This is a genomic window from Streptomyces sp. NBC_01428, assembly GCF_036231965.1.
GTDB lineage: Bacteria > Actinomycetota > Actinomycetes > Streptomycetales > Streptomycetaceae > Streptomyces.
Map to the genome: position 1 here is coordinate 3,137,686 of NZ_CP109499.1, position 20,873 is coordinate 3,158,558.

Sequence of the window (20,873 nt, forward strand, 5' to 3'; positions counted from 1 at the left end):
AGGCCCCTCCCGTGACGCCCCGCCCCCCGTCCGACGACAGTCCGAAGAAGAACGGCTCGAAGAAGCCGGATGCCGGGAAGAAGACGGCGGCCGGGAAAGCGGTGTCCGGGAAGACCGGCACCGGCAAGAAGTCCTCCGCCACCAAGGGCTCGAAGAAGGGCGTGAGCGCGGTGGCGAGGATCCCGGACTCCGCGCTCCCCGAGAGCGGCCCCGACCTGCCGGCCGCCGCTTCGGACTCCCTCGACGCCGGCCGCGGCCTGCCGGACAGTGGTCCCGCTCTCCCGGCGGAGCCCCCCGGCTCCGGCTCCGGCTCCGGCTCCGGGGACGCGGTTCCCGTCTTCGCCGGGCTCGACGCGAGCGACCGTGACCGGCTGCTCAGCGGCACGCACCACAATCCGCACGGGGTGCTGGGGGCGCACCCGCTGCCGGGCGGCGTGGCCTTCCGGGTGTTCCGCCCGTACGCGCTCGGCGTCACCGTCGTCACCCCGGACCTGCGGGCCGAACTCCAGGACGACGGCGGCGGGTTCTTCTCCGGACTGCTGCCGCTGCGGGCGGTCCCGGAGGCGTACCGGCTGCTCGTGACGTACGAGGACACGGTGGTGGAGGCCGAGGACGCGTACCGCTTCCTTCCCTCGCTCGGCGAGCTGGACCTGCACCTGATAGGCGAGGGCCGGCACGAGGAACTGTGGAAGGCGCTCGGCGCGGAGCCGATGGAACAGCAGGACGTCGCCGGAACACGGTTCACGGTGTGGGCCCCGAACGCGCAGGGGGTCCGGGTCGCCGGCGCCTTCAACTTCTGGGACGGCACGGGGCATCCGATGCGCTCGCTCGGTGCCACCGGGGTGTGGGAGCTGTTCGTGCCCGGGGTCGGTGAGGGCGAGCTGTACAAGTTCGACATCACGCGTCCCGACGGGTCCCACACGCTGCGCGCCGACCCGATGGCCCGCCGTACGGAGGAGCCGCCCAGGACCTCCTCGGTCGTGCACGCGTCGCACCACGTCTGGCAGGACGCCCGGTGGCTGGAGAAGAGGTCCGAACGGCCCGCCCACGAGGCTCCGTTCTCCGTGTACGAGGTCCATCTTCCGTCCTGGCGCCCCGGGTTGTCCTACCGCCAGCTGGCGGACCAGCTTCCCGCGTACGTCGCCGACCTGGGCTTCACGCACGTCGAGCTGATGCCCATAGCCGAGCATCCCTTCGGCGGTTCGTGGGGCTACCAGGTGACCGGCTTCTACGCGCCGACCGCGCGGCTGGGCACCCCGGACGACTTCAAGTACCTCGTCGACGCGCTGCACCAGGCCGGCATCGGCGTCCTGATGGACTGGGTGCCGGCGCACTTCCCGCGCGACGACTGGGCGCTCGCCGCCTTCGACGGACGCCCGCTGTACGAGCACGCCGACCCGCAGCGCGCCGACCATCCGGACTGGGGAACCCTGGAGTTCGACTACGGCCGGCGCGAGGTCCGCAACTTCCTCGTCGCCAACGCCACCTACTGGTGCGAGGAGTTCCACATCGACGGCCTCCGCGTCGACGCGGTGGCCTCCATGCTCTACCTCGACTACTCCCGCGAACCCGGCCAGTGGAGCCCCAACGAGCACGGCGGGCGGGAGAACCTGGACGCGGTGGCGTTCCTCCAGGAGATGAACGCCACCGTCTACCGCCGCAACCCGGGTGTCGTCACCGTGGCCGAGGAGTCGACGGCCTGGGACGGGGTCACCCGGGCCACCCACCACACCGGTCCCGGCGGCTTCGGCGGGCTGGGCTTCGGGCTGAAGTGGAACATGGGCTGGATGCACGACTCGCTGGACTACGTGGCCCACGAGCCGGTCCACCGGAAGTACCACCACAACGAGATGACGTTCTCGATGGTGTACGCCTACAGCGAGAACTACGTGCTGCCGATCTCGCACGACGAGGTCGTCCACGGCAAACGCTCGCTCGTCTCCAAGATGCCCGGCGACTGGTGGCAGCAGCGCGCCACTCTGCGCGCCTATCTGGCCTTCATGTGGGCCCACCCCGGCAAGCAACTCCTCTTCATGGGGCAGGAGTTCGCGCAGGGAGCGGAGTGGTCCGAGGTGCACGGGCCGGACTGGTGGCTCCTCGACCCGGCGTACGGCGCCGAGGCCGATCACCGCGGGGTGCGCGACCTGGTCCGGGACCTCAACACGGTCTACCGCGACGACCCGGCCCTGTGGGAGCGGGACACCGATCCGTCCGGGTTCGCCTGGGTCACCGGTGACTCCGCCGACGACAACGTGTTCGCGTTCCTGCGGCACGCCGCCGACGGCACCCCCCTGCTCGCCGTCTCGCACTTCTCCCCCGCCGTGCGCCACAACTACCGCCTCGGCGTCCCCGAGGACATCCCCGCCTGGCACGAGGTCCTCAACACCGACACGCTGCGCTACGGCGGCAGCGACGTCACCAACCCGCACCCGGTCAAGCCGGAGCCCACGGCCTGGCACGGCCGCCCGGCCAGCATCCAGCTGACCCTGCCGCCGCTCTCGACGGTGTGGCTGCGGCCGGCCTGACCGAACGCGGCGCGGCCCCCGGCGGTGTGACCGCCGGGGGCCGCGCCGTGCGGTGCCCCGGATGCGCCCGGTACTCGGTCCGGTCGGGCGCTCACTCCAGCCCGGCGTCCCGGAGCGAGGTGGGCAGCTCGCCCGTGTGCAGGATGCCCAGGGACTGGGTGGCCCGGGTCAGCGCCACGTACAGGTCGCTCGTGCCGTACGACGCGGGGTCGACCACCAGCACGGAGTCGAACTCCAGCCCCTTGGCCTGCCGGGGGTCGAGGAGGACCACCGTGCGGGTCAGGTCCGGCTCCTCGCCCGCCGTGATCCCGTCCAGCCGCCCGGCGAGCGCGGTGTGCAGGGCGCGCGGCGCGATCACCGCGAGCCGCCCCTCGGCCGGGGTCAGTTCGCCGACCGCCTTGGCCACGGCGCCGGGCAGGTCGTCGCCGGCGTCGCGGGCCCAGGGCCGCACCCCGGTGGAGCGGACGGAGCGGGGCGGTTCGAATCCGGGACGCTCGGACCGCAGCACCCCGGCGGCGACGTCCATGATCTCGGACGGTGTGCGGTAGTTGACGCCCAGCCGGGTGTGCTCCCAGCGGTCCCCGACGTACGGGGAGAGGATCTCCTCCCAGGAGCCGACGCCCGCCGCCTCCGCGGTCTGCGCGGGGTCGCCCACGAGGGTCATCGAACGGGTGGGGGTGCGCCGCATCAGCAGCCGCCACGCCATCGGCGACAGCTCCTGCGCCTCGTCGACGATGATGTGCCCGAAGGCCCAGGTCCGGTCGGCGGCGGCCCGTTCCGCGGCGCTGCGGTGGTCGTCCTCCTCGTGCCGTTCGGCCATCCGCTCGGCGTCGATGATGTTGTGCGCGGACAGGACCTCGGAGTCCTCCTCCTCCTTGTCCTCGAACTCGTACGTCCGCGAGGCGTAGGAGACGTCCAGCACGCCCTGGGCGTACGCGATCTGGGTGCGGCGCTCCTGGTCGGCGAGGGCCCGGGTGATCCGGTCGTCCTCTCCCAGCAGTTCGGCGGCCTCGTCGAGGAGGGGGACGTCCGCGGCGGTCCAGTCGTCGGGTCCGGTGACCGGGCGGCGGATCGCCGCGGCGTCCTCGTCCGTGACGTGGCCGCGCGGATCGGCCAGCAGGTCGGCGACGAGCCGCTGCGGGGTCAGCCTCGGCCACAACTGGTCGATGGCCGACCACACTTCGGGGTTCTCGGCGAGTTCGTCCCGGATCTGGGTGATGTCGCTCGGGTCGAGCAGGTTGGAGCCGTCGAAGGGGTCCGTGCCGATGCGTTCGGCGAGCATGTCGGTGAGGGTGTTGAGGATGTGCCCCTCGAAGTGCTCGCGGGCCACGTTGTGCGGCAGGTCCGCGGCGCGGGTGCGGTCCCGGGCGACCTGGACGAGACCCGCGTCGAGCATCAGGATGTCCCGGTCGTGCTCGATGGCGATCACCGGGTCGGGAAGCGCCTGGCGGTCCCGGACCGCGCCGGCGAGGACCTCCGCCATCGCGGCGCGGCCCTTCACCGCGGCGGCCTCGGGGGTGTCGGCGGCGGTCGCGTGGACACCGGGGAAGAGTTCGCCGACGGTCGAGAGCAGGACGCCGGTCTCGCCGAGCGAGGGCAGCACCTCGCCGATGTAGCCGAGGAAGGCGGGGTTGGGACCGACGATGAGGACGGCCCGCTTCGCGAGCAGTTCGCGGTGTTCGTAGAGCAGGTAGGCGGCACGGTGCAGGGCGACGGCCGTCTTGCCGGTGCCGGGGCCGCCCTCGACGACCATGACGCCCCGGTGCGGGGCGCGGATGATCCGGTCCTGTTCGGCCTGGATGGTCTGCACGATGTCGCTCATCCGGCCGGTGCGGGCCGAGTTGAGCGCGGCGAGCAGTACGGCGTCACCGGTCGGGTCCTCGTGTCCGGTGCGCTCGCGGTCGCCGAGGTCGAGGATCTCGTCGTGCAGGTCGGTGACGTGCCGCCCGTCGGTGGTGATGTGCCGCCGGCGGCGCAGGCCCATGGGGGTGTGGCCGGTGGCCAGGTAGAAGGGGCGGGCGACGGGGGCCCGCCAGTCGATGAGGATCGGGGTGCGCTCGGTGTCGTCGGCGCGGATGCCGATGCGGCCGATGTGGTGACTGACCGCGGGGGTGGACGCGCCCTGTTCCGGGGACAGGTCGATCCGGCCGAAGCAGAGCGAGCCGTCCACGGCGTTCAGCGCGGCGAGGAGACCCGAGCGCTCGGCGACCAGGACGTCCCGTTCGAGGCGGGCCTGCATGGGCGTGTTGCCCTGGGCGAGGGCGTCCTCGACGGAGGCCTCGGTGACACCGCGCAGGGCGTCCACGCGCGCGTACAACCCGTCGATGAATTCCTGCTCGTGCCGCAGTTCATCATCGGGGAATTCTGTGTGTGAGCCCTTGTTTGACAATTCCGCTCCCGCCCGGATACACTCTGCATCGTGAACTTCTTTGTGACTTGAGGTTCCGAAGTCGCAAAGCATTGAATATACGCAAAAGAATCCCCCGGGCGCAATTGCCCAGGGGATTTTCTGTGTTCCGGGTGGGATGTGCCGACGGGCTCAGAGCGCGTCGGACACCTCCTGGAGCAGGCGCCGCTTCGCGCGGGCGCCCACCATCGACTTCACCGGTTCCCCGTCACGGAAAACCATGAACGTCGGCATCGAGAGCACTCCATAGGCGAGTGTCGTCTCCGGATTGGTGTCCACGTCCAGCTGGACGACGCGGAACCGGTCGCCCTCCTCGAAGGCCAGCTCGCTCAGCACCGGACCCATCTGCCGGCACGGCGGGCACCAGTCGGCGGTGAACTCCACCAGCACGGGCAGATCCGCCCCGATCACCTCCGCCGCGAAGTCCTCGTCCGTCACCTCGGTCACGCCTGCCGCTCTGATCATCGCGTCCGCCCTCCCAGCTCGCATACGGGTTCCGGACCGCCCGGAACCAGCGCGTCGGCCGCCAGCTCGTCACGGGCCCGCTCGGCCCGCGTCAGCTGTTCGCCGACCTGTGCCCGCACCGACCGCAGCTCGCCGATCAGTGCGTCGAGCTCGCCGAGCTTGCGGCGGTAGACCTCCAGGGAGGCGGGGCACGCGTCGCCCTCGGGGTGCCCGGCCCGCAGACACTCCACGAAGGGCCGCGTCTCCTCCAGGTCGAACCCGAAGTCCTGGAGCGTCCTGATCTGCCGGAGCAGTTTCAGGTCGTCCTCGCCGTACGTCCGGTACCCGTTCTCGCCGCGCCGCGCGGGCAGCAGCCCCCGCGACTCGTAGTAGCGCAGGGTCCGTGTGGTCGTCCCGGCCCGCGTCGCCAGCTCGCCGATTCGCATGACCCGACGGTAATCCTTGACGCCGACGTCAAGGCAAGCCCTCGTGGGCGGGCCGCCCGGCGTCAGGGGGCGGCGGGTGGCAGCAGCGGTTTCCGGTCCACCGGGGACGACAGGACGATCGACGTCGTCGTCCGCCCCAGCGCGGAGGCCTGTTCCAGGACGGCCTCCAGATGGAGGGTGTCCTCGACGGCGGCCTTCAGGATCCAGCAGTCCTCGCCGACGACGTGGTGGGCCTCGATGATCTCGGGCCGGGCCAGCAGTTCCCGGGTCCGCGGGTGCCCGAGCGTGTAGCCGCCGTGCGGGTTGACGCGGATGAAGGCCTGGATGCCGTAGCCGAGGCGGGACGCGGACACGTGGGCGGCGTAACCGGTGACCGCGCCCGAGCTCTCCAGTCTGCGGACCCGCTCCGCGACCGCCGCCGGGCTGAGCATCACGCGGCGGCCCAGCTCGCTGAGCTTGATGCGGCCGTCGCGCTGGAGCAGTTCCAGGATCTGCCGGTCCAGCGCGTCGAAGCCCACCGGCGTTCCGGTGGCGGCGGCGCGCGCCTGCCGTGGTTCTTTCGGTGTGACCGCCGGATCTCCCACGTCTCCCCCTTCAAGCGTTCCCCCCGGGACGGGAGAATTATGACCACGGACGGAGCGACGGCGGTCGACCGGTCCCCGGCGCCCGGTACGCGGCCATTGACGCAGGGCGCGTGGCCGCTTGGCACTTGGCACTTGGCACTTGGTGAACTGCGGAACGGGAATGCGGAGGCGGCATGCGGGAGATCTGTGTCATCGGCGGGAACCGGTATTTCGGAAAGCGCCTCATCGGCCGGCTGACGGCCGCGGGAGACCGGGTCACCGTCGTCAATCGCGGCTCGTCGGCACCGCCCGCCGGGACGGTCCATCTGATCGCCGACCGCGACGACGAGGACTCCCTGGAGAAGGCCCTCGGGTCACGGACGTTCGACGTCGTCGTCGACCAGGTCTGCTACACCCCGCGGCAGGCGGAGATCGCGCGCCGGGTCTTCGCCGGGCGCACCGGCCGGTACGTGATGACGTCCACCGTCGAGGTGTACGAGGACGAGGACACGGCGGCCCCGGTGGGCGAGGGCGCCGTGGATCCCCGCCGAGTCGCCGTGGACCACGACCTCCCCTGGGACGACCCGGAGTTCCTCGACGCGCACTACGGCGAGGGCAAGCGGCAGGCCGAGGCGGTGTTCGCGGCCGACCCGGACTTTCCCCATGTGGCCGTGCGCGTCGCCCATGTCCTCGGGGGTGACGACGACTTCACCGGCCGTGTGGACCACTACGCCGAGCGGATCCGCACCGGCGAGGCGATCGCCGTGCCGCCCGTCAACCGGCCGGCGACCTACATCCACGTCGAGGAGATCGCCGACTTCCTGTTCTGGACCGTCGGGGAGACCTTCACCGGCCCGGTCAACGCCGCCTCCCACGGGTCGCTGACCACACGGGAGCTGTGCGACGCGATCGCCGCGCACCTCCCGGACGGGAAGGTGCTCCTGCGGGCCGTGGAGGCGGGCGAGGTCTCCCCCTTCTCCTTCAGCCGTTCCTACGGCATGGACAACTCCCGCGCCACGGAGCTCGGTTTCGCCTTCGGCGACGCGCGGGAGTGGCTCGCGCGGGCCGTCGCGGAGACCCTCGGCACGGGCGACTGACCCGCCGCGGGCTCCTCGGCGGCCGTCCGGTCGACGCGAGCGCCCCGGCGGCGAGGGGGTCACACCATGACGCCGGCCGACTCCTCGATCTCCAGGAGCGAGGCGCTCTGCCGTTCCGCCTCGAAGGCCCGGTGTCCCCCGCGCAGGCCGAACAGGCGTTTGGCCAGGGCGATGTAGAGGACGGCGAGGATGTTCAGGACCAGGGTGGCGATCTTCAGCCAGCTGATGTGCTCGGTGAGTTCGTAGACCTCCAGGGGGAGGAACGCGGCGGTGGCGACCACCGTGAGGTACTCCGCCCAGCGTTTGGCGTACCAGAGGCCGACCGCCTCGACGATCTCGATCAGGGCGTAGACGAGCAGCAGGACCGCCACCAGCAGCAGCGTGGAGTGCTTGTAGCCGAACGTCTTCTGGATCGTGCCGACCACCGGCGAGTGGTCGAGGTCGTAGTGGAAGTGCCGGAACACGGGCCGCAGGACGTCCAGGTACTCGTCGAAGAGCCGGCGCACCGCGTCCTGGCTGTTGCTGAACCTCCACACGGCCACGGCGACCAGCACGATGAACACGCCGCGCACCGCCCGCTCGATCGCCAGGAAGCGCAGGATGAAGAGGTCGCGCAGCACCTTGCCGCGCGGCACGAGCGGCGCCTCGGCGGCGGGGCCCGAGCCGTGCGGGTCGCCGAGCGCGAAGTCGCCGCAGCGCAGGCAGCGCCAGGCCTCGCCGAGCCCCGTGTCGGCCCGCAGCCGCTCCCGCAGCGCCCCCTCGACGGGCGCGTACGTCACATGCCCGCGCCGCGCACAGGTACGCCGGTCCCAGTCGATCTTCATGCTCGCCGTCCTCCACAGAACGTGCCGTGCCGTGCCGGTCTGTCCGGCACGGCACGCTAGTGCACGGTGTACGAGACGACAGCCCGGGGGCCGCGGTTCCGGAGCGACGGGGTCAGCGGCCCGCGCGCCCCGCCAAGGCGGTCGCGTCCGGCGACTCGGCGAGGTCGACTCCGGCACCGTCCTCGACATCGACATCGACATCGACATCGACATCGACTCCGACTCCGACTCCGGCTCCGGCTCCGGCTCCGGCTCCGGCTCCGGCTCCGGCTCCGGCTTCGGCTCCGGCTCCGGCTCCGGCTCCGGCTCCGGCTCCATCCTCGGCTTCGGCTTCGGCAGGTGCTGCGGAATCCGCGCCGGTCTCCGTGCCCGTGCCCGCGTTGCCGTGCTCCCCCGACCCGGTGCCCGGCTCGGAGCCGGTCTCGGCGTCGGTCTCGGCGTCGGTCTCGGCGTCGGTCTTCGCGTCGGTCTCCGGGTGTCCCTTGCGGGGCAGCAGCACGGCGACCAGGACCGTGCCGACGCCGAGGATCAGTGCGCCGACGAGGCTGGTGTGCGCCACCGCGTCCGAGAAGGACGAGCCGACCGCGTCGGTCATCTGCCGGGCGCCGTCGGCGAGTTGACCGGCCTGCGCCTTCAGCTGGGCGGCCTGCCCGGCGTCCGTCGTGTGGGCCGCCTGCTCGCCGAGCTGACGGGCCTTGTCGCCGATGCCCTGGGCGACGGCGTATCCGGCGCCCACCGAGTCCTGGGCGGTGGACAGCGCGTCCGCCGGCAGCTTGCTGCCCGCCGTCGCGTCCGTGAGGTGCGCGGAGTACGAGCCCGCCAGCACCGAGCCGAGGATCGCGATGCCGAGCGAGCCGCCGAGTTCCAGCGAGGTGTCGTTGACCGCGCCGCCGACGCCCAGTTCCGCCTCGGGGAACGCGCCCATGATGGCGTCCGTGCAGGGCGACAGGGCGAGCCCGATGGCGAGGCCGAGGATGACGAGCGGCAGGACGAAGTCGCCGTACGACGAGGCGGCGTCGACCCGGGTGAGGAGAGCGAGGGCCGCCGTCCCGCCGACCATGCCGGCGGTGACCGTGATCCTCATGCCGACGCGCGGGGTGAGGTAGCCGGTGAGTGCCGAGCCCACGAAGACGGCTCCGGCCAGCGGCAGCATCCGTACGCCGGTGTCCAGGGCGTCGTAGCCGAGGACGAACTGGAGGTGCTGGGTCAGGTAGTAGAAGGCGCCGAAGACGGCCAGGAAGAAGAGGGCGACGGCGAGGTTCGAGCCGGCGAAGCGGCGCTGCGTGAAGCGTCGTACGTCGATGACGGGGCGCGGGTGGCGCAGCTCCCACAGGACGAACAGGAGCAGGCCCGCGCCGGCGACCACGGCGGCGGAGACGGCCTTCACTCCCCAGCCGAAGTGGGGCCCCTCGATGATCATGTAGACGAGGGAGCCGATCCAGACCACGGAGAGCAGACCGCCGACGTAGTCGATGCGGTGGCGGTGCGCGGCGCGGGACGGCGGGACGAGGACGAGGGCGCCGACGATGGCGAGGACGGCGATCGGCACGTTGATGAGGAACGTCGACGACCAGCCGTGGTGCTCCAGGAGGGCGCCGGCGACCAGCGGTCCGGCGGCGATGGCGAGTCCGGCGGTGGCCGTCCACAGGACGATCGCCTTGGCCCGCTCGGCGCGCGGGAAGGTCGCGGCGAGCAGGGAGAGCGTCGCGGGCATGATCAGCGCGGCGCCGACACCCATCACGGCGCGGGCGGCGATGACGCCCGTGGAGCTGTCGACGAGCGATCCCGCGACCGCGCCGCCGCCGAAGACGACCAGTCCGAGGACGAGCGCGCCACGGCGGCTGTACTTGTCGCCGATCGCGCCGAGCAGCAGCATCAGCGCGGCGTAGGGCACCGTGTAGCCGTCGATGACCCATTGCAGGTCGGCGCTGGACAGGCCGAGGTCCTGGGTCATGTCCGGGGCCGCGACGGTGAGGGCGGTGTTCGCCATCACGATGATCAGCAGGCTCAGGCAGAGCACGAGCAGTGCCCACCAGCGCCGGGCATAGGGCCGGTCCATCCTCTCGACCGGTTCGTTCATGACGAGACGCATGGCCACGGTCGCCCTCCTCCATCGTCCGGAACGGGGATCGGCCCGCGCCGGGACTTGCACAGTGGCGTGCAATTACACAACCATGTGCAATGTACGAGGTTGCACAGCGCTGTGCAAATCAGGAGGTGGAGCCATGACGACCGCAGAACCTGAGGGCGCCCGGGAGCCGGGCAGAATGGCAGCCATGACCACGGGTAACCCGAGCCGCGCCGATGTGAACCGCCGCCGCATCCTCGATGTCGCGCTGGCCGAGCTGCTGCGCGACCCCGACGCGTCCATGGACCAGATCGCCAAGGCGGCGGGCGTCGTACGGCGCACGGTGTACGGACACTTCCCCAGCCGGGAGGCGCTGGTCGGCACGCTGACCGACGAGGCGGTGGCCGCCGTGGCCGCGGCGCACGCGGCGGGCCGTGAGGGGGTCGCGGACCCGGCGGAGTCCCTGGCCCGCTCGACGCTCGCCGTGTGGGAGATCGCCGACCGGTACCGGCTGCTGGTCGCGCTCGCCCAGCGGAGCGTCACCATGCAGGGCATCCGCGAGCGGCTCACGCCGGTCCGCGAGGCCTGCGCGGAGATCCTCCGGCGCGGCCTGGAGGAGGGCGTGTTCGTGTCGCCGCTGCCGCCGCACGCGCTGGCGTACGTGCACGAGCAGACGCTGTTCGCGCTCATGGAGGCGGTGAACGACGGGCTGCTGGCAGCACAGGAGGCGGGCCGCTCCGCCGCGGTCACCATGCTGGCCGCGGCGGGCGTACCCGCCTCACGCGCCACCGCGCTGGTGGCGGAGCTGAGCGACTGAACGGGCCGGGGTCAGGGGTCCCGTCCCGTCCGTCGCCCGGCCCGGAACCGGCCTGCCGGGCCCGCGGGGGGGGGTGCGGCCCGGCCGGCCGGCGTCTGGCGGACCGGCGTGCGCCGGTCCGGTGGGGGGTGGTGGTGTCCGCGCCGGAGGTCCGGCGTGGGCCGGTCCCGGGCGGAGCGCTCTACGCCTTGGCCAGTTCCTTCTCGCCGCCCTGTTCCGGTACGTCCGGCGCGTCGGCGGCGTCATCGGCCGTACCCGACTCGTCGAGCAGGGTCTTCTCGTCGAAGGGCAGCCGCCCTGCGAGGACCTCGGCGACCCGCTCCTTGTCGATCTCGTTCGTCCAGGTGCCGATCAGGACCGTCGCCACGGCGTTGCCCGCGAAGTTGGTCAGCGCGCGCGCCTCGCTCATGAAGCGGTCGATGCCGACGATCAGGCCGACCCCGTCCACCAGGGCGGGCTTGTGCGACTGGAGGCCTCCGGCCAGCGTGGCGAGACCCGCGCCGCTGACGCCCGCGGCGCCCTTGGAGGCGACGAGGAGGAAGAGCAGCAGCGGGATCTGCTCCCCGATCGACATCGGCGTGCCCATCGCGTCGGCGATGTACAGCGACGCCATGGTCATGTAGATCATCGTGCCGTCGAGGTTGAAGGAGTAACCGGTCGGGACGGTGATGCCGACGACCGACTTGCCGACGCCCAGGTGCTCCAGCTTCGCGATGAGGCGCGGCAGGGCGGACTCGGAGGAGGACGTGGACAGGATCAGCAGGAACTCGCGGCCCAGGTACTTGAGGAACGTGAAGATGTTCAGGCCCGTCACCACCCGCAGCACCGTGCCGAGCACGAGGAACACGAAGAGGAAGCAGGTGACGTAGAAGCCGAGCATCAGCACGGCGAGGCTCTTCAGCGCGTCGACGCCGGCGGAGCCGGTGACGGCGGCGATGGCACCGAAGGCGCCGAGCGGGGCGGCCCACATGACCATCGCGAGGATGCGGAAGACGAGCCGCTGGATGTGTTCGATGCCGCGCAGCACGGGCTGCCCGGCCGACCCCATCGCCTGCAGGGCGAAGCCGGTGAGGAGCGCGACGAGCAGGGTCTGCAGGACCTGGCCCTCGGTGAACGCCGAGACCATGGTGGTCGGGATGATCGAGAGCACGAAGTCCACCGGCGGCAGCGCCTCCGCCGACACCTGGCCCTGGCCCGCCTCCTTGACCGCGTCGGTCATCGCGAGGCTGCTGCCCGGGTCCAGGATGTTGCCGACGACCAGGCCGATGGCGAGCGCGACCAGGGACATCACCAGGAAGTAGCCGAGCGCGATCCCGCCGACGGCGCCGACCTTCGCGGCCTTCCGTACCGAACCGATGCCCAGCACGATCGTGCAGAAGATGATCGGCGAGATCATCATCTTGATCAGGTTCACGAAGCCGGTGCCGATGGGCTTGAGCTCGACCGCGAAGTCGGGGGCGATCAGGCCCACGGCGATACCGAGGATCACGGCGCCGATCACGGCGAGGTACAGATAGTGCGTGCGGTCCCGTTTGGCGGCGGGTGCGGCAGGTGCCGTCTGCGATGTGCTGGCCACGGCTGCCCTCCTTGACGACGTCATCGGCATCATCCGGCGTGCGGCTCACGTCCGGCGGTACCCGGCGTGCGGCTCACGTCCGGGGGTCCGGGGGCGTGGGCTCCCGGGGGGATGAGGGGACTATCTCCCGGCGTGTGAGGGCGGTCACCCTTCCGTTCATTGAGTTCACGCCGCGCCGCCGGGCGATTTCACGCCGCGCGGACCGCGCGGGGCCTGCCCGGTGGAGCACCCGCGCGGGCGAGGCACACTGAACGGCATGCGCCTTCCCCGCGTCCCGCGACCCCGCAGCCTCGCCGGCCAGCTCTTCGGCATGCAGGCCGTGCTGATCGCGGTCCTCGTCGCCGGATACGCGCTGTTCACGTACGTCAGCGACCGCAGCCAGGCCGAGGAGGCCGCGGGCCGGCAGGCCATGGCGGTCGCCCGCTCCGTCGCGGACGCCCCGTCGGTCCACGAGGCCATCGGCACCGCCCACCCGACCGAGCGGCTCCAGCCGTACGCCCTCCAGGTGCAGCGGGACACCGAGGTCGACTTCGTCACGATCATGGATCCGCGGGGCATCCGCTGGACCCATCCCGACGAGACCCTGATAGGACGGCACTTCCTCGGGCACATCGGCCCGGCCCTCGCCGGCCGCTCCTTCACGGAGACGTACACGGGCAGCCTCGGCCCCTCCGTGCGCGCCGTCACCCCGATCCGGGTCGACGGCGGGACCATCGGCCTGGTCAGCGCCGGCATCAAGGTGGAGGCGATCACCAAGCGTGTCCAGGACCAGGTCACGGCACTCATCGGGGTCGCGGCGGGCGCGCTGCTGCTCGGCGGCATCGGAACGTACGTCATCAACGCCCGGCTCCGGCGCTCCACCCACGGGATGAACGCGGGCGAGCTGAGCCGTATGCACGACTACCACCAGGCCGCGCTGCACGCGGTGCGCGAGGGTCTGTTGATGCTGGACGGGCAGTTCCGGGTGGCGCTGATGAACGACGGCGGCCGGGAACTGCTCGGCGTCACGGACGAGGTGGTCGGCCACTCGGTCGCCGGCCTCGGGCTGCCCGCGCCGCTCACCGGCGCGCTGCTGTCGGCGGAGTCCCGTGTGGACGAAGTGCATCTGACGGACACCCGGGTCCTCGTGGTGAACACCTCGCCGGTGTCCGGCGGGGAGCGCCGGGGCACCGTGGTGACGTTGCGCGACGTGACCGAACTCCAGTCACTGACGGGCGAGTTGGACTCGGAGCGGGGCTTCACCCAGGCTCTGCGCTCGCAGGCGCACGAGGCGGCGAACCGGCTGCACACGATGGTCTCGCTGATCGAGCTGGGCCGCGCCGAGGAGGCCGTCGACTTCGCCACCGCGGAGCTGGAGCTGGCGCAGGCCCTCACCGACGAGGTGGTCTCCGCGGTCAGCGAACCCGTCCTCGCGGCGCTGCTGCTGGGCAAGGCGGCCCAGGCGAACGAGCGCGGGGTGGAGCTGGTGGTCTCCGAGGACAGCGGCATCGACGACGGGCTGCTCCCGGCCTCGCTCTCCGCCCGCGACCTGGTCACGGTCCTCGGCAATCTGATCGACAACGCGATGGACGCCGCGCAGGGCACGACCCGCGCACGGGTCACGGTGACGGCGTTCACGGACGACGCGGTGCTCGTCCTGCGGGTCGCCGACACCGGTTCGGGGGTGGACCCCGCCCACGCCGAGCAGGTCTTCCAGCGCGGCTGGTCCACGAAACCGGCGGGCCCCGCGGGCCGCGGTCTCGGCCTGGCCCTGGTCCGCCAGACGGTCCTGCGCCACGCGGGCACCCTCACGGTCCGGGAAGCACCGGGCGGCGGAGGGGAGTTCGAGGCCCACCTCCCCCTGCCGACCGCACCCACCGACCCGGGCACGGGCGCCGTCGCGACCCCGCCCGCCGAGGTGGGCACGGGTACCGTCCCGGCTGCGCCGCCCCACGCCGGCACGGGCGCTGTCCCGGACCCGCCCGCCCATACAGGCGTGGGCCCCGTCCCGGTCGCGCCCGCCGACACGGAGAGGGATTCCGTCCCGGGCCAGGACCCGGAGCCGGGCCCGCACCTGGTCCCGGAGTCAGGACCGCCCGCCCCGGAACCCGGCTCCGTGCCGCATCAGTCCATCCACCCCGGCCGGCCGACGCGGTCCGCCCTGCACGGAGGCGACGTATGACCGATCCGATCCGGGTGCTCGTGGTCGAGGACGATCCCGTGGCCGCCGACGCGCACCTCATGTACGTGGGGCGGGTGCCCGGCTTCACGGCTGTCGGCAAGGCGTACACGGGAGCCGAGGCGCGTCGCGCGCTGGACCGTACGCCGGTGGACCTGCTGCTGCTCGACCTGCACCTGCCGGACGGGCACGGTCTCCAGCTCGCCCGTTCGCTGCGGGCCGCCGGGTACCACGCCGACGTGATAGCGGTGACGTCCGCGCGGGACCTGGCGGTCGTACGGGAGGGTGTGTCGCTCGGGGTCGTGCAGTACGTGCTGAAGCCGTTCACCTTCGCGACCCTGCGCGACCGGCTCGTCCGGTACGCCGAGTTCCGCGCCGCGGCCGGTGAGGCGAGCGGCCAGGACGAGGTGGACCGGGCGCTGGCGGCCCTGCGCGCGCCCGGGCCCGCGGCGCTGCCCAAGGGGCTGAGCGCGCCGACCCTGGAGCGCGTGACCGTCACCCTGCGGGACTGCGCCGACGGCCTGACGGCGGCCAAGGTCGCCGAGGCCGTCGGCATCTCCCGGATCACGGCCCGCCGCTACCTGGAACACCTGGTGGAGGCGGGCCGGGCCGCCCGCGCCCCGCAGTACGGGACGGTGGGGCGGCCGGAGTTGCAGTACCGGTGGGTGAAGAAGGGCTGACGAGCCGGAACCTCGTCTCCGCGGGCCCGTCAGCCCGCTACCGCCTCAGCCGTTCGGCAGGATCACGGCGCGCCCGTTGATCTTCCCGGCGTGCAGCCGCTCGTACGCGAGGGGCGCCTCGTCGAGCGAGTACGTCTCGGTGTGGACGGAGACGGCGCCGGCCCGGGCGAGGTCGAGGACCTCGATGAGTTCACCGCGGGAGCCCCAGTAGGGCGCGGTGACGGACACCTCGAAGGGCAGCGAGCCGAACCCGACGGGCAGGGCGCCGCCGCCGATGCCGACGATGCTGATGTCGCCCTCGACGGCGGCGACGGCACCGGCGGTGCGGACGGTCGGCTCGGCGCCGACGAAGTCGAAGACGGCCTGGGCGCCGAGACCGCCGGTGAGTTCGCGGACCTTCGCGGCCGCTCCGGCGTCGGAGAGCACGGCCTCGTGGGCGCCCACCGTGCGGGCGAGCGCGAGCTTGTCCTCGCTGACGTCGAGGGCGATCACCCGGGCGGCCGTCATCGCGCGCAGCAGCTGGATGGCGACGTGCCCGAGGCCGCCGGTGCCGATGACCACCGCGGTCGAGCCGGGCGTCAGCTTCGGCAGGGACCGCTTGATCGCGTGGTACGGGGTGAGGCCGGCGTCGGTGAGCGGGACGGCCGCGACCGGGTCGAGGCCGTCGGTCGGTACGAGGTGCCGGGGGTCGTCGACGAGGAGGTACTCGGCCATCGCGCCGGGGGCTCCGAGTCCCGGCGGGCGGATGCCGAGTTCGTCGGCGCGCAGGCAGTAGTTCTCCTTGCCCTCCGCGCACTTGGCGCAGATGCCGCAGCCCCACGGTCCGTAGACGGCGACCTCGTCGCCCACCGCGACCCCGCTCACGCCGTCGCCGAGTGCGGCGACCGTGCCGGCGCCCTCGTGCCCGAGGGTCAGCGGCAGGGCGTACGGGAAGTTCTCGGCGGGCCAGCTCATGACGGCGATGTCCGAGTGACAGACACCGGCGGCGGTGACCTTCAACAGGACCTGTCCCGGGCCGGGTTCGGGATCGGGGACGGTGACCACCTCGGGGGCGGCGCCGATGGTGCGGTACTGGAGTGCCTTCATGTCGTTTCTGCTCCTCTCGAACGGCTGGGTGCGGCTCAGACGGCGGTGTAGGCGCCGTCGACCAGGTGGTAGCTGCCGTGGACGAAGGAGGCGCGGTCGGACAGCAGGAAGACGATCAGCTCGGCGACCTCCTCGGGGCGGCCGAGCCGTCCCGCCGGGTGGAGTCCGACGAGTCCGTCGTACTGCGCCCGGTCCATGCCCTGGAGCAGGGGGGTCTCGATGAAGCCGGGGCCGACCGCGTTGATCCGGATGCCCGAGGAGGCGTACTCGGCGGCGGCCGTCTGCGTCAGCCCGATCACGCCGTGCTTGGCGGCGACGTACGCGGAGGATCCGGCGGAGCCGACCGAGCCGAGGATGGAGGAGACGTTCACGACGGCACCGCCGCCGGCCGCCTGGAGGGCGGGGATCTCGTGGCGCAGCGAGAAGAAGACGCCGTCGAGGTTGGTGCGGACGACGCGGTTGTACGCGTCGATGTCGTACGCGCCGGTCGGGACGACGGGGCCGGCCACGCCGGCGTTGTTCACGGCGAGGTGGAGCGCGCCGAAGGTGTCGACGGCGAAGGCGACGGCGGCCTCGACCGACTCGGGGCGGGTCACGTCGACGGCGACGGCGGCGGCCTTGATGCCCTCGGCGCGCAGGTCGGCGGCGGCCTGCTCGGCGCCCTCTTCGTTGTGGTCGGCGATGACGACGGAGGCGCCGCCGAGGCCGAGCCGGCGGGCGGTGGCGAGGCCGATGCCGGACGCGGCGCCGGTGACGAGGGCGGTGCGGCCGGAGAACTCGGTGGCGGCGTCGGCGAGGCCGGCCGGGGTGGAGGCGGGGGTGGTGCTCATGGTGCTGGTCACTTTCCTGATCCGGGGTGGGTGGCGTGGGAGGCGGCCAGTGCGGCTTCTCCCATCAGCGCGTCGTAGGCCTGCTCCACCAGGGAGGCCAGGTCGGCGGCGGCCGAGTCGGTGGGGGCCGTGGCGTCGCGCGCCCAGGCGCGCAGCGCGGCGGTGAGGACACCGGCGGCGGCGTCGACGACGACGGCCGGGCGCAGGTCCCGTACCTCGTCGGTGCCGAGCCGGGCGGCGATGATGCGGATCGACTCCTCCTGGGCGTCGACCCGGATGCGCTCGTAGGCGGCGAAGAGCGCGGGTTCGGTGTCCACCAGGGCGAGCAGCCGGCGCATGTCGGGGCGCAGGTGCCGGGCCGGGTCCGTCTGGTCGGCGAGCCAGTCGGCGACGGCGCGGCGGTACGCGAGGAGCGGCGGTTCGGCGGCGGGCCGGGCGCGCAGGCAGGCGTTGATGCGGTCGCCGTCGCCGCGGACGAAGTCGAGGGCCGCGTCCTCCTTGCCGACGAAGTGGCGGCTGAAGGTGCGGCGGGTGACGTCGGCGCGGTCGGCCACGGCGGAGACGGTCACGCTCTCCAGACCCTGGTCGAGGATCAGCTCGATCGCGGCCGTGGCGAGGGTGTCGCGGGTGCGGCGGGCCTTGCGCCGTCGCCGGTCCTCGACGTCCGCCCCGGCGGGCGCGGTGCCCGGGGTCGCCGTCGGCTCCGTTGCCTCGATGTCTCCCATGCCGTCGACCGTACACCCGAAAATGTCTCAGTGGGACATGAGACGCAGTGGGACATGAGTCTCATGGGGACGCCGGGCTGGACCTGATCGTCGGGGAGCTTCGCGGCCCTGGCGGGCCACCACCGGGGCCCTGACGGGGCGGGAGCGGGGCCGGGGTGGGGCCGGGGTGGGGCCCGGGCGGGGCCGGGGCCGGCCTCCGCGGACAACAACGTTGTCATGTTGGTGACTTGGGCTGTTGCACGGCCATTGACCCCCGATCCGGCGCCCCCTTACGTTCACCGGCAGACAACTCGGCCCTCAATGACGTAGGCCCTGCAGGAGGTCGTGCCCGTGCGCCCCACCGCCGCCCCCGTACTTCTCGCCACGCTCCTCGTCGCGACGACCCTCACCGCGTGCGGGTCGGGATCGGGAAGCGATCCGGACACCGTGAAGGTGTCGTTCAAACAGTCCACGGACAACTCGGTCCGGGTGATGGACACCTACCTGGGCGAGATGAAGAAGCAGTTCGAGAAGGCGAACCCCGGGAAGAAGGTCGAACTCGTCCCGATCAAGGCCCCGGACTCCGAGTACTACACGAAGCTCCAGCAGATGCTGAGGTCGCCGAAGACCGCCCCGGACCTGGTCTACGAGGACACCTTCCTCATCAACTCGGACATCACCAGCGGGTACTTGAAGCCGCTGGATCCCTATCTGGACAAGTGGTCCGACTGGGGCCAGTTCATCGACACCGCGAAGGCGGCGGCCAAGGCGCAGGACGGGAAGACGTACGGCGTCCCGGACGGCACGGACACCCGCGGCCTCTGGTTCGACAAGGGTGTCTTCGCGAAGGCGGGGCTGCCCGCCGACTGGCAGCCGAAGACCTGGGACGACGTCCTCGACGCGGCCCGCACCATCAAGAAGAAGGTCCCCGGCGCCACCCCGCTGAACGTCTACACCGGCAAACCCGCAGGTGAGGCGGCCACCATGCAGGGCTTCGAGATGCTGCTCTACGGCACGGGCGACGGCACGGCGGACCCGCTGTACGACACCGCGTCGAAGAAGTGGGTCGCCGGCAGCCAGGCCTTCAAGGACGCGCTCACGTTCGTGGAGACGGTCTACAAGGAGAAGCTCGGCCCCGACGTCACCGACGCCCTCGACCCGAACTTCGCCACCAGCGTCCGCGGCGACCTGCTGCCGGGCGGCAAGCTCGGCATCGACCTCGACGGCAGCTGGCTCCCTCAGGACTGGCTGAAGGGCTCCGGACACGAGTGGCCCGCATGGTCGCGCAAGCTCGGCCTCGCCCACATGCCCACCCAGCACGGCCAGGCCCCCGGCAAGGTGAGCATGTCCGGCGGCTGGACCTGGTCGATCCCGTCCAAGGCCGGCAACCCCGCCCTGGCCTTCGAGTTCATCAAGACGATGCAGACGAAGGCGAACGCCCAGAAGTGGTACATCGCCAACTCCGGCATCGCGGTCCGCAAGGACGTCGCCGCCGACCCGGCCTACACCCAGGCGCAGCCCGGCATCAAGTTCTTCACCGACCTCGTCGCCAGCACGCACTACCGGCCCGCCTACCCGGCGTACCCGAAGGTGTCGACCGCCATCCAGGAGGCGATGGAGAGCGTCACGACCGGGGACAGTTCCGTCGACAAGGCGGCGAGCACCTACGACGAGGAGCTGAAGTCGGCCACCGACGACCAGGTGACCCGCAAGTGAGTGTCACGACGAAGGCGGCACCCCCACCGCTCCGCCGGCCGGCCCCGAAGGTCGCCTCCCCTCACCGGGGAGGCCTCCTCCGCTCCGCCGGCCGGGCCCTGCCGCTCACCCCCGCGGTCGTCCTGCTGCTCCTCTTCCTCGCCGGCCCGATCGTCTACTGCGCCTACATCGCCTTCACGGACCTGCAGTTGACGGGTCAGGCGCACTCCTCGTTCGTCGGGTTCGACAACTTCAGGGAGGCGTTCCGCGACGACGCGTTCCTCAACGCCGTATGGCTGACGCTGGTGTTCACGGTCCTGTCGTCGCTGGTCGGGCAGAACACCCTGGGCCTCGCGCTCGCCGCACTGATGCAGCGGGCGTCGAAGCCGGTGCGCACGCTGGTCGGGGCGGTCGTCATCACCGCGTGGGTGCTGCCCGAGGTGGTCGCGGGTTTCCTGCTCTACGCCTTCTTCCGCCGCGAGGGCACCCTGAACGCCATCCTGGACTGGCTGCATCTCCCGTCCCAGAACTGGATGTTCACGCTGCCGATCCTCGCCGTGTCGTTCGCGAACGTGTGGCGGGGCACGGCCTTCTCGATGCTGGTCTACTCGGCGGCCCTGAACGAGATCCCGAAGGAGATCACGGAGGCCGCGGAGGTGGACGGCGCGGGCGGCTGGCGGCGGATGTGGCACATCACCCTGCCGATGATCCGCCGCTCGATCGGCACCAACCTGATGCTCAACACCCTGCAGACGCTGTCGGTGTTCGGGCTGATCTGGGTGATGACGCGGGGCGGCCCGGGCGACCGCAGCCAGACCCTGCCCCTGTTCATGTACGAGCAGGCCTTCCAGAACAGCATGATCGGGTACGGCACGGCGGTGGCCCTGCTGCTCCTGGTGGTGGGCTCGCTGTTCTCGCTGGTGTACATGCGGCTGCTGCGGACGGAGGTGTGA

The 20,873-nt window shown here is 72.0% G+C and carries 16 protein-coding genes and 1 pseudogene; 7 read left to right on the top strand and 10 right to left on the bottom strand.

Features of this window, described 5'->3' with window-relative positions; translation table 11 throughout:
* Positions 1 to 11: 11 nt before the first annotated feature.
* The gene (glgB, locus tag OG406_RS13415) at positions 12 to 2,525 is read left to right on the top strand and encodes a 1,4-alpha-glucan branching enzyme (protein WP_329185889.1); all 2,514 of its coding nucleotides are present in this window, start codon (positions 12 to 14) and stop codon (positions 2,523 to 2,525) included.
* Positions 2,526 to 2,616: 91 nt separating this feature from the next.
* On the opposite strand, the gene OG406_RS13420 is transcribed toward glgB, so the two are convergent.
* The 4 genes from OG406_RS13420 to OG406_RS13435 form a co-directional block, all read right to left on the bottom strand.
* A complete protein-coding gene (locus OG406_RS13420) occupies positions 2,617 to 4,872 on the bottom strand; it encodes a HelD family protein (RefSeq protein WP_267050011.1) in 2,256 nt (751 codons plus the stop codon).
* A gap of 192 nt (positions 4,873 to 5,064) precedes the next feature.
* Entirely contained in the window at positions 5,065 to 5,397 is a 333-nt protein-coding gene (locus OG406_RS13425; protein ID WP_164371746.1) for a thioredoxin family protein, read from the bottom strand.
* Positions 5,394 to 5,822: a MerR family transcriptional regulator gene (locus OG406_RS13430; RefSeq protein WP_081219515.1), complete on the bottom strand. Its 429-nt coding sequence runs from the start codon at positions 5,820 to 5,822 to the stop codon at positions 5,394 to 5,396. Before OG406_RS13430 ends, OG406_RS13425 begins: the two co-directional genes overlap by 4 nt.
* 62 nt (positions 5,823 to 5,884) lie before the next feature.
* Positions 5,885 to 6,406 carry an Lrp/AsnC family transcriptional regulator gene (locus OG406_RS13435; protein WP_266616690.1) on the bottom strand — a complete coding sequence of 174 codons (522 nt, stop codon included), beginning with the start codon at positions 6,404 to 6,406 and terminating at the stop codon, positions 5,885 to 5,887.
* Positions 6,407 to 6,579: 173 nt separating this feature from the next.
* Here OG406_RS13435 and OG406_RS13440 point away from each other — a divergent pair, with 173 nt between their 5' ends.
* Positions 6,580 to 7,482 (top strand): NAD-dependent epimerase/dehydratase family protein, encoded by a 903-nt coding sequence (locus OG406_RS13440; RefSeq protein ID WP_329185892.1) that lies wholly within the window; start codon positions 6,580 to 6,582, stop codon positions 7,480 to 7,482.
* Positions 7,483 to 7,541: 59 nt separating this feature from the next.
* On the opposite strand, the gene OG406_RS13445 is transcribed toward OG406_RS13440, so the two are convergent.
* On the bottom strand, positions 7,542 to 8,306 hold the full coding sequence (locus OG406_RS13445) for a DUF2127 domain-containing protein (protein ID WP_164371749.1): 765 nt from the start codon (positions 8,304 to 8,306) through the stop codon (positions 7,542 to 7,544).
* A 439-nt stretch (positions 8,307 to 8,745) separates the two neighbouring features.
* Positions 8,746 to 10,398 (bottom strand): annotated as a pseudogene (locus OG406_RS13450) (MFS transporter); the annotation flags it as partial.
* A gap of 184 nt (positions 10,399 to 10,582) precedes the next feature.
* Between OG406_RS13450 and OG406_RS13455 the strand changes: the two are divergent.
* On the top strand, positions 10,583 to 11,191 hold the full coding sequence (locus OG406_RS13455) for a TetR/AcrR family transcriptional regulator (protein ID WP_164371750.1): 609 nt from the start codon (positions 10,583 to 10,585) through the stop codon (positions 11,189 to 11,191).
* Between the two features lie 181 nt (positions 11,192 to 11,372).
* On the opposite strand, the gene OG406_RS13460 is transcribed toward OG406_RS13455, so the two are convergent.
* Positions 11,373 to 12,791, bottom strand: coding sequence for a cation:dicarboxylate symporter family transporter (locus tag OG406_RS13460; protein ID WP_393528107.1), 1,419 nt, complete (start codon positions 12,789 to 12,791; stop codon positions 11,373 to 11,375).
* A 232-nt stretch (positions 12,792 to 13,023) separates the two neighbouring features.
* Between OG406_RS13460 and OG406_RS13465 the strand changes: the two genes are divergently transcribed.
* On the top strand, positions 13,024 to 14,928 hold the full coding sequence (locus OG406_RS13465; RefSeq protein ID WP_329185896.1) for an ATP-binding protein: 1,905 nt from the start codon (positions 13,024 to 13,026) through the stop codon (positions 14,926 to 14,928).
* A complete protein-coding gene (locus OG406_RS13470; RefSeq protein ID WP_329185897.1) occupies positions 14,925 to 15,605 on the top strand; it encodes a response regulator in 681 nt (226 codons plus the stop codon). Before OG406_RS13465 ends, OG406_RS13470 begins: the two co-directional genes overlap by 4 nt.
* A 45-nt stretch (positions 15,606 to 15,650) precedes the next feature.
* Here OG406_RS13470 and OG406_RS13475 read toward each other — a convergent pair whose 3' ends face one another.
* From OG406_RS13475 to OG406_RS13485, 3 genes are read right to left on the bottom strand one after another with little or no spacing between them, the layout of a single operon-like run.
* The gene (locus OG406_RS13475) at positions 15,651 to 16,691 is read right to left on the bottom strand and encodes an NAD(P)-dependent alcohol dehydrogenase (RefSeq protein WP_329185899.1); all 1,041 of its coding nucleotides are present in this window, start codon (positions 16,689 to 16,691) and stop codon (positions 15,651 to 15,653) included.
* 35 nt (positions 16,692 to 16,726) lie between these two features.
* A complete protein-coding gene (locus OG406_RS13480; RefSeq protein WP_164371754.1) occupies positions 16,727 to 17,521 on the bottom strand; it encodes an SDR family NAD(P)-dependent oxidoreductase in 795 nt (264 codons plus the stop codon).
* Positions 17,522 to 17,529: 8 nt separating this feature from the next.
* Positions 17,530 to 18,246 (bottom strand): TetR/AcrR family transcriptional regulator, encoded by a 717-nt coding sequence (locus tag OG406_RS13485; RefSeq protein WP_266616679.1) that lies wholly within the window; start codon positions 18,244 to 18,246, stop codon positions 17,530 to 17,532.
* A gap of 324 nt (positions 18,247 to 18,570) precedes the next feature.
* On the opposite strand from OG406_RS13485, the gene OG406_RS13490 reads away from it, so the two are divergent.
* Both OG406_RS13490 and OG406_RS13495 read left to right on the top strand, forming a co-directional pair.
* Positions 18,571 to 19,941 carry an extracellular solute-binding protein gene (locus tag OG406_RS13490; RefSeq protein ID WP_329185903.1) on the top strand — a complete coding sequence of 457 codons (1,371 nt, stop codon included), beginning with the start codon at positions 18,571 to 18,573 and terminating at the stop codon, positions 19,939 to 19,941.
* Positions 19,938 to 20,873, top strand: a complete 936-nt coding sequence (locus OG406_RS13495) for a carbohydrate ABC transporter permease (protein WP_164371757.1) — start codon at positions 19,938 to 19,940, stop codon at positions 20,871 to 20,873. The genes OG406_RS13490 and OG406_RS13495 overlap by 4 nt, the downstream gene beginning before the upstream one ends.